At 61.9% G+C, this 6,753-nt stretch carries 5 protein-coding genes; all 5 read left to right on the forward strand.

The features are described from left to right. Nucleotides 1-105: 105 nt before the first annotated feature. Nucleotides 106-1,629 (forward strand): histidine ammonia-lyase, encoded by a 1,524-nt coding sequence (gene hutH, locus ACSFE6_RS30670; RefSeq protein ID WP_435431123.1) that lies wholly within the window; start codon nucleotides 106-108, stop codon nucleotides 1,627-1,629. A 118-nt stretch (nucleotides 1,630-1,747) separates the two neighbouring features. Next, the gene (gene hutH / locus ACSFE6_RS30675; protein ID WP_435431124.1) at nucleotides 1,748-3,280 is read left to right on the forward strand and encodes a histidine ammonia-lyase; all 1,533 of its coding nucleotides are present in this window, start codon (nucleotides 1,748-1,750) and stop codon (nucleotides 3,278-3,280) included. Nucleotides 3,281-3,407: 127 nt separating this feature from the next. Further along, nucleotides 3,408-4,613, forward strand: coding sequence for an imidazolonepropionase (gene hutI, locus ACSFE6_RS30680; protein WP_435431125.1), 1,206 nt, complete (start codon nucleotides 3,408-3,410; stop codon nucleotides 4,611-4,613). 10 nt (nucleotides 4,614-4,623) lie between these two features. Beyond that, a complete protein-coding gene (gene hutG / locus ACSFE6_RS30685) occupies nucleotides 4,624-5,427 on the forward strand; it encodes an N-formylglutamate deformylase (RefSeq protein WP_435431126.1) in 804 nt (267 codons plus the stop codon). Between the two features lie 252 nt (nucleotides 5,428-5,679). Then, the gene (locus ACSFE6_RS30690) at nucleotides 5,680-6,627 is read left to right on the forward strand and encodes a choline ABC transporter substrate-binding protein (protein ID WP_435431127.1); all 948 of its coding nucleotides are present in this window, start codon (nucleotides 5,680-5,682) and stop codon (nucleotides 6,625-6,627) included. Nucleotides 6,628-6,753 lie beyond the last annotated feature (126 nt).

A 6,753-nucleotide genomic window follows, 5' to 3' on the forward strand; every position in this document is an offset into this window, starting at 1 on the left:
GGCTCGCTCCCACAAGTGGAATGCGGTTCCCTGTGGGAGCGAGCCTGCTCGCGAAGGCGGCGGAGGAGCTGCATCAATATTCAGGTTGTACGCACGAGGTTGAAGATGTCCCAGGCTGAAAAAATCGTTATCGCCGATGCCCCGTTGCGTTGGCAGGATGTGGTTGCGGTCGCCCGCCATGGCGCACAGCTCGAGCTGTCGGCGCAGGCCTGGGCACGTATCGAGAATGCGCAGGCCATCGTCCAGCGCATCGTCGCCAGCGGCGAACGCGCCTATGGCGTCAACACCGGCCTGGGCGCGCTGTGCAACGTTTCGCTCAAGGACGAACAGCTCAGCCAGTTGTCGCGCAATACCCTGCTCAGCCACGCCTGCGGTGTGGGTACCCCGTTGGCCGACGAGCAGACTCGCGCAATCATGTGTGCGGCCATCCGCAACTACAGTCAGGGCAAGTCCGGCATCCACCGCCGGGTAGTCGAAGCCCTGCTGGCCCTGCTGAACCGTGGCATCACTCCGCAAGTACCGTCCCAGGGTTCGGTCGGTTACCTGACCCACATGGCCCACGTCGGCATCGCACTGCTGGGCGTCGGCAACGTCAGCTATCGCGGGCAAATCGTTTCCGCGCAGCAGGCGTTGGCCGAAGAAGGTTTGCAGCCGGTTCAACTTGGCGCCAAGGACGGGCTGTGCCTGGTCAATGGCACGCCGTGCATGACCGGCCTCAGCACCTTGGCGATTGCCGACGCTAAGCGCCTGTTGCAGTGGGCCGACGTGATCAGCGCCATGAGCTTCGAGGCCCAGCGCGGGCAGATCGCTGCGTTCGACGCCGAAATCATCGCGCTCAAGCCGCATCCGGGCATGCAGCAGGTTGGAGTCAATTTGCGTGCGTTGCTCGATGGCAGTGAAGTGATTGCGCAGAGCAAAGGAATTCGTACCCAGGACGCCCTGAGCATCCGTTCGATTCCGCAGGTGCACGGTGCCGCTCGCGATCAGCTCGATCATGCGATCAAGCAAATCGAAACCGAGCTCAACGGCTGCACCGACAATCCGTTGCTGTTGGGGACGCCGGACAACTTCCGCGTGATGTCGCAGGCCAACCCGCACGGACAGTCGGTCGCCTTGGCAGCGGATCTGCTGGCCATGGCCATGGCGGAAATCGGCTCCATCGCCGAGCGTCGCCTGGACCGTTTGATCAACCCGCACGTCAGCGGTCTGCCGGCGTTTCTGGTGGCCAATCCGGGGGTGAACTCCGGGATGATGATCGTGCAATACGTCGCCGCTTCGCTGTGTGCGGAAAACCGCCAATTAGCGCAACCGGCGGTGCTCGACAACTACGTGACCTCGGGTCTGCAGGAAGACCACCTGAGCATGGGCACCAACGCTGCGCTCAAGCTGCATCGTGCATTGGAAAACTGCACGCAGATCCTCGCCATCGAGTACCTGCTGGCGGCCCAGGCGTTCGAGTTCCTCAAGGAACAACGCTTTGGTGCGGGCACCGATGCGGCGTGGCGTCTGCTGCGTGAGCGTGTTCCGGCCTATGATCAGGATCGCTGGCTGGCACCGGACATCGCTGCGGCTGCGAGCGTGTTGAAGGACCCTGATTTGCTGCAAAAGGCTTTGCCGAATTTGAACTGATTTCCCTGCAAAACCAGCGTGCCAAGGCGCCAGCCCCCTCAAAAAGGGGGAAGCGACGGACAACGGATATCTCCGGAGCGTCTGGTAGTTAATGAAGTACTCTCAAAAGGAGAATGAAATGACTGCGCTAAACCTGATTCCCGGCCAACTGAGCCTCGCCCAACTGCGTGAGGTCTATCAGCAGCCAGTGACACTGACCCTCGACAACAGCGCCTCGGCCCAGATTGAAGCCAGCGTCGCCTGTGTGGAACAGATCCTCGCCGAAAACCGCACGGCTTATGGCATCAACACCGGTTTCGGCCTGCTGGCTTCGACCCGCATCGCCAGCGAAGACCTGGAAAACCTGCAGCGCTCGCTGGTGCTGTCCCACGCCGCCGGTGTCGGCCAGCCGATCAGCGATGACCTGGTGCGCTTGATCATGGTGCTCAAGGTCAACAGCCTGAGCCGTGGTTTCTCGGGTATTCGGCGCGTGGTGATCGACGCGCTGATCGCCCTGATCAACGCAGAGGTCTACCCGCACATTCCATTGAAAGGTTCGGTCGGTGCGTCCGGCGACCTGGCACCGTTGGCACACATGTCGCTGGTGCTGCTGGGCGAAGGCAAGGCCCGCTACAAAGGCGAGTGGATGGAAGCCACCGAAGCGCTGAAAGTCGCTGGCCTGACCCCGTTGACCCTGGCCGCGAAAGAAGGCCTGGCACTGCTCAACGGCACGCAAGTGTCCACCGCTTTCGCCCTGCGTGGCCTGTTCGAAGGCGAAGATCTGTTCGCTGGCGCTTTGGCCCTGGGTGGCCTGACCGTCGAAGCCGTGCTGGGCTCGCGTTCGCCGTTCGACGCGCGCATCCACGCCGCCCGTGGCCAAAAGGGCCAGATCGACGCCGCCGCGGCTTATCGCGACCTGCTGGGTGAACGCAGTGAGGTGTCCGACTCCCACGAAAACTGCGAAAAGGTCCAGGATCCGTATTCCCTGCGCTGCCAGCCGCAAGTCATGGGCGCCTGCCTGACCCAGTTCCGCCAGGCCGCCGACGTGTTGGCGGTCGAAGCCAACGCCGTTTCCGACAACCCGCTGGTATTCGCCACTGAAGGCGACGTGATTTCCGGTGGCAACTTCCACGCCGAACCCGTGGCCATGGCCGCTGACAACATGGCACTGGCCATCGCTGAAATCGGCTCCCTGAGCGAGCGTCGCATTTCTCTGATGATGGACAAACACATGTCACAGCTGCCGCCGTTCCTGGTGGCCAATGGCGGCGTGAACTCCGGCTTCATGATCGCCCAGGTGACCGCCGCGGCACTGGCCAGCGAGAACAAGGCGCTGTCCCATCCGCATTCGGTGGACAGCCTGCCGACCTCCGCCAACCAGGAAGACCACGTGTCCATGGCCCCGGCGGCGGGTAAGCGCCTGTGGGAAATGGCTGAAAACACCCGTGGCATTCTCGCGGTGGAATGGCTGGCGGCGGCCCAGGGCCTGGACCTGCGCAATGGGCTGAAGACCTCGCCGAAACTGGAAAAGGTTCGGGCGATTCTGCGCAGGGAAGTGGCGCCTTATGAGAAGGACCGTTTCTTTGCGCCGGACATCAACGCCGCGACCGAGTTGTTGGCGTCGCGTTGCCTGACCGAACTGGTCACGGCGAAGCTGCTGCCGAGCCTGTAAGGACGCCATCGCTGGCAAGCCAGCTCCCACAATGCTCCGTTGCGTGAACAAAGTTCATGCAACACAACCCGTACCTGTGGGAGCTGGCTTGCCAGCGATTCGATTTTGAACAATACGAGGATTTGGGATGAAAACCCTCTGGCAACACTGCCACGTTGCAACCATGGCCCAGGGCGTTTACTCGATCATCGAGGATGCGGCCATCGTGACGTCCGGTGCGCACATCGAGTGGGTCGGCCCGCGCAGTGAACTGCCGTCCGGCGAATACCCGGCGGTCAATGATTTGAACGGGGCCTGGGTCACACCGGGCCTGATCGACTGCCACACCCACACGGTGTTCGGCGGTAATCGCAGCGGCGAGTTCGAAAAGCGCCTGCAAGGTGTCAGCTATGCGGAAATCGCCGCCAGCGGTGGCGGCATTGCCAGCACCGTGCGCGCCACCCGCGCAGCGAGCGAAGATGAGTTGTTTGCCAGCGCTGCCAAGCGCCTGAAGAGCCTGATGCGCGATGGTGTCACCAGCATCGAAATCAAGTCTGGCTACGGCCTCGACTTGGCCAACGAGCGCAAGATGCTGCGGGTCGCCCGTCGTCTCGGCGCCGAACTGCCGGTCAGCGTGCGCAGCACCTGCCTGGCGGCCCACGCCTTGCCGCCGGAATACGCCGATCGCGCCGATGACTACATCGAGCACATCTGCAGTGAAATGCTTCCGGCGCTGGCCGCCGAAGGGCTGGTGGACGCGGTGGATGCGTTCTGCGAGTACCTGGCGTTTTCGCCGGAACAGGTTGAACGAGTATTCATCAAGGCCCAGGCGTTGGGCTTGCCAGTGAAGCTGCACGCCGAACAACTGTCATCGCTGCACGGCTCAACGCTGGCGGCGCGTTACCATGCCCTGTCCGCCGATCACCTGGAATTCATGACCGAAGACGACGCCATCGCCATGGCCAAATCCGGCACGGTCGCGGTGTTGCTGCCCGGCGCCTTTTACTTCCTGCGCGAAACCCAACTACCGCCGATGGACGCGCTGCGCAAGCACGGCGTGAAAATCGCCATCGCCAGCGACCTCAATCCCGGCACCTCGCCAGGCCTGTCATTGCGCCTGATGTTGAACATGGCCTGCACCTGCTTCCGCATGACCCCGGAAGAAGCCCTGGCGGGCGCGACGATTCATGCCGCCACGGCACTGGGCATGGCCGACACCCACGGTTCGATCGAGGCGGGCAAGGTGGCGGATTTCGTTGCCTGGCAAATCGATCGTCCGGCTGACCTGTCGTACTGGCTGGGCGGTGAACTGGAAAAACGCGTCGTGCGTCACGGCGTTGAAACGAGCCTGTAGGAGAGCCGTTGTGGATAAGGTTTTGAGTTTCAAACAAGGCCGTGTGCCGCTGCTGATCAGCATGCCCCACGCCGGCGTGCGTCTGACCCCTGCGGTCGAAGCCGGATTGATTCCCGAGGCGAAAAGCCTGCCGGATACCGATTGGCACATTCCGCAGCTGTATGACTTCGCCGCCGAACTGGGCGCCAGCACCCTGGCCGCCGAGTATTCGCGGTTTGTCATCGATCTGAACCGGCCGTCCGACGACAAGCCGCTGTACGTTGGCGCCACCACGGGCCTGTACCCGGCGACGTTGTTTGACGGCGTGCCGCTGTTCCGTGAGGGCCTGGAACCTTCAAAAGAAGAGCGCGCGACTTATCTGGAGCAGATCTGGACGCCGTATCACAGCACTCTGCAGCAGGAGCTGGCGCGGCTGAAAGCCGAGTTCGGCTACGCGCTGCTGTTCGATGCGCACTCGATCCGCTCGCTGATCCCGCACCTGTTCGACGGCAAACTGCCGGACTTCAACCTCGGCACCTTCAATGGCGCCAGTTGCGATCCGCAGCTGGCGACTCAACTGGAAGCGATCTGCGCCCGTCACACCCAGTACAGCCATGTGCTGAATGGCCGGTTCAAGGGCGGTCACATCACCCGTCACTATGGCAATCCGGCTGAAAACATCCATGCCGTGCAGTTGGAGCTGGGGCAGTGCACGTACATGGAAGAGTTCGAGCCGTTCCGTTATCGGGCGGATCTGGCTGAGCCGACGCGGGTGGTGTTGAAGGAATTGCTGCAAGGCCTGCTGGCGTGGGGCGAAAGGCACTACAACCGTTAAACCTGACACATGACCCTGTGGGAGCGAGCCTGCTCGCGAAAGCTCTACATCAGCCAACATCGTGAGTGCTGATACTCCGCCTTCGCGAGCAGGCTCGCTCCCACATTGGTTATGCATGCGACATGAGTCGCCACCGTGCAAAACACGGTCGCCACAGGTCGCTTTTACCGCTCGTCTGCTGCGTAATGTTTCGGGCACGGTGCACAAAGACACCGGCCCGACAATAATCCGCTGCCGCACGAGTCGATCCCGATGAAAAGACAGTTCTCTCGCTTTCTCTCAATTCTCTGCGGTACTGCTCTGTTGAGCACCAGTGTTCTGGCCGCTGACGATCCGTCCTGCAAAACCGTGCGTATGGGCGTGGTCAACTGGACCGACGTGATCGCCACCAGCGGCATGGCCGATGTGCTGCTCAATGGCCTCGGCTACGAAAGCAAGCAAACCAGCGCCGTGCAGCAAATCATCTTCGCCGGCATCCGCGATAAGCGCCTGGACATTTTCCTCGGTTACTGGAAACCGGCGATGGACAAGAACATCGCGCCTTTCCTGGCCGCCAATCAGGTCAAGGTCATGGAAAAACCTAGCCTGGCCGATGCCCAGGCCACCCTCGCGGTGCCTGACTACGTAGCAGCCGCGGGCCTGAAAACCTTTGCCGATATCGCCAGATTCAAGGATCAGCTCGGTGGCAAGATTTACGGCATCGAGCCGGGCAGCGGCGCCAACACCACGATCAAGACCATGATCGAAACCAATCACTTCGGCCTCAAGGACTTCAAGCTGATCGAGTCCGGTGAGGCCGGCATGCTCGCCGCCGTGCAACGGGCCGTGAACCGCAAGGAGTTCGTGGTCTTCGTCGGCTGGACCCCGCACCCGATGAACATCAACATGAACATCGCCTACCTGACCGGAAGCGAAGACGTCTACGGACCCAACGAAGGAGCGGCGACCGTTTCCTCCGTGACCGCGCCCGATTACGCCGAGCGTTGCCCGAACGTCTATCGCCTGCTGGAAAACCTGACCTTCACCGCGGCCCAGGAAAGCCAGTTGATGGTGCCGATCATGGAGCGCCAGACACCCCAGGATGTCGCCAGAAAATGGCTGCGCGAGCATCCACAGGATTTGCAGCGCTGGCTGGCCGGTGTCAGCAGTGTTGATGGCAAGGATGGCGTGGCCACGGTTCAAGCCAGTTTGAAAAACTGACGGCAACCGCAAAACCTGTGGGAGCGAGCCTGCTCGCGAAGGAGGAAACACCATCACGAACGGGGTGTTTGGGGCAACCACCTCGCCCGCACGTTCCCGCCCCCCATGCATGTCTTCTCTCCAGGC

Origin of the sequence: Pseudomonas baetica, from assembly GCF_051216495.1 — a bacterium.
Classification (GTDB): domain Bacteria; phylum Pseudomonadota; class Gammaproteobacteria; order Pseudomonadales; family Pseudomonadaceae; genus Aquipseudomonas; species Aquipseudomonas baetica_B.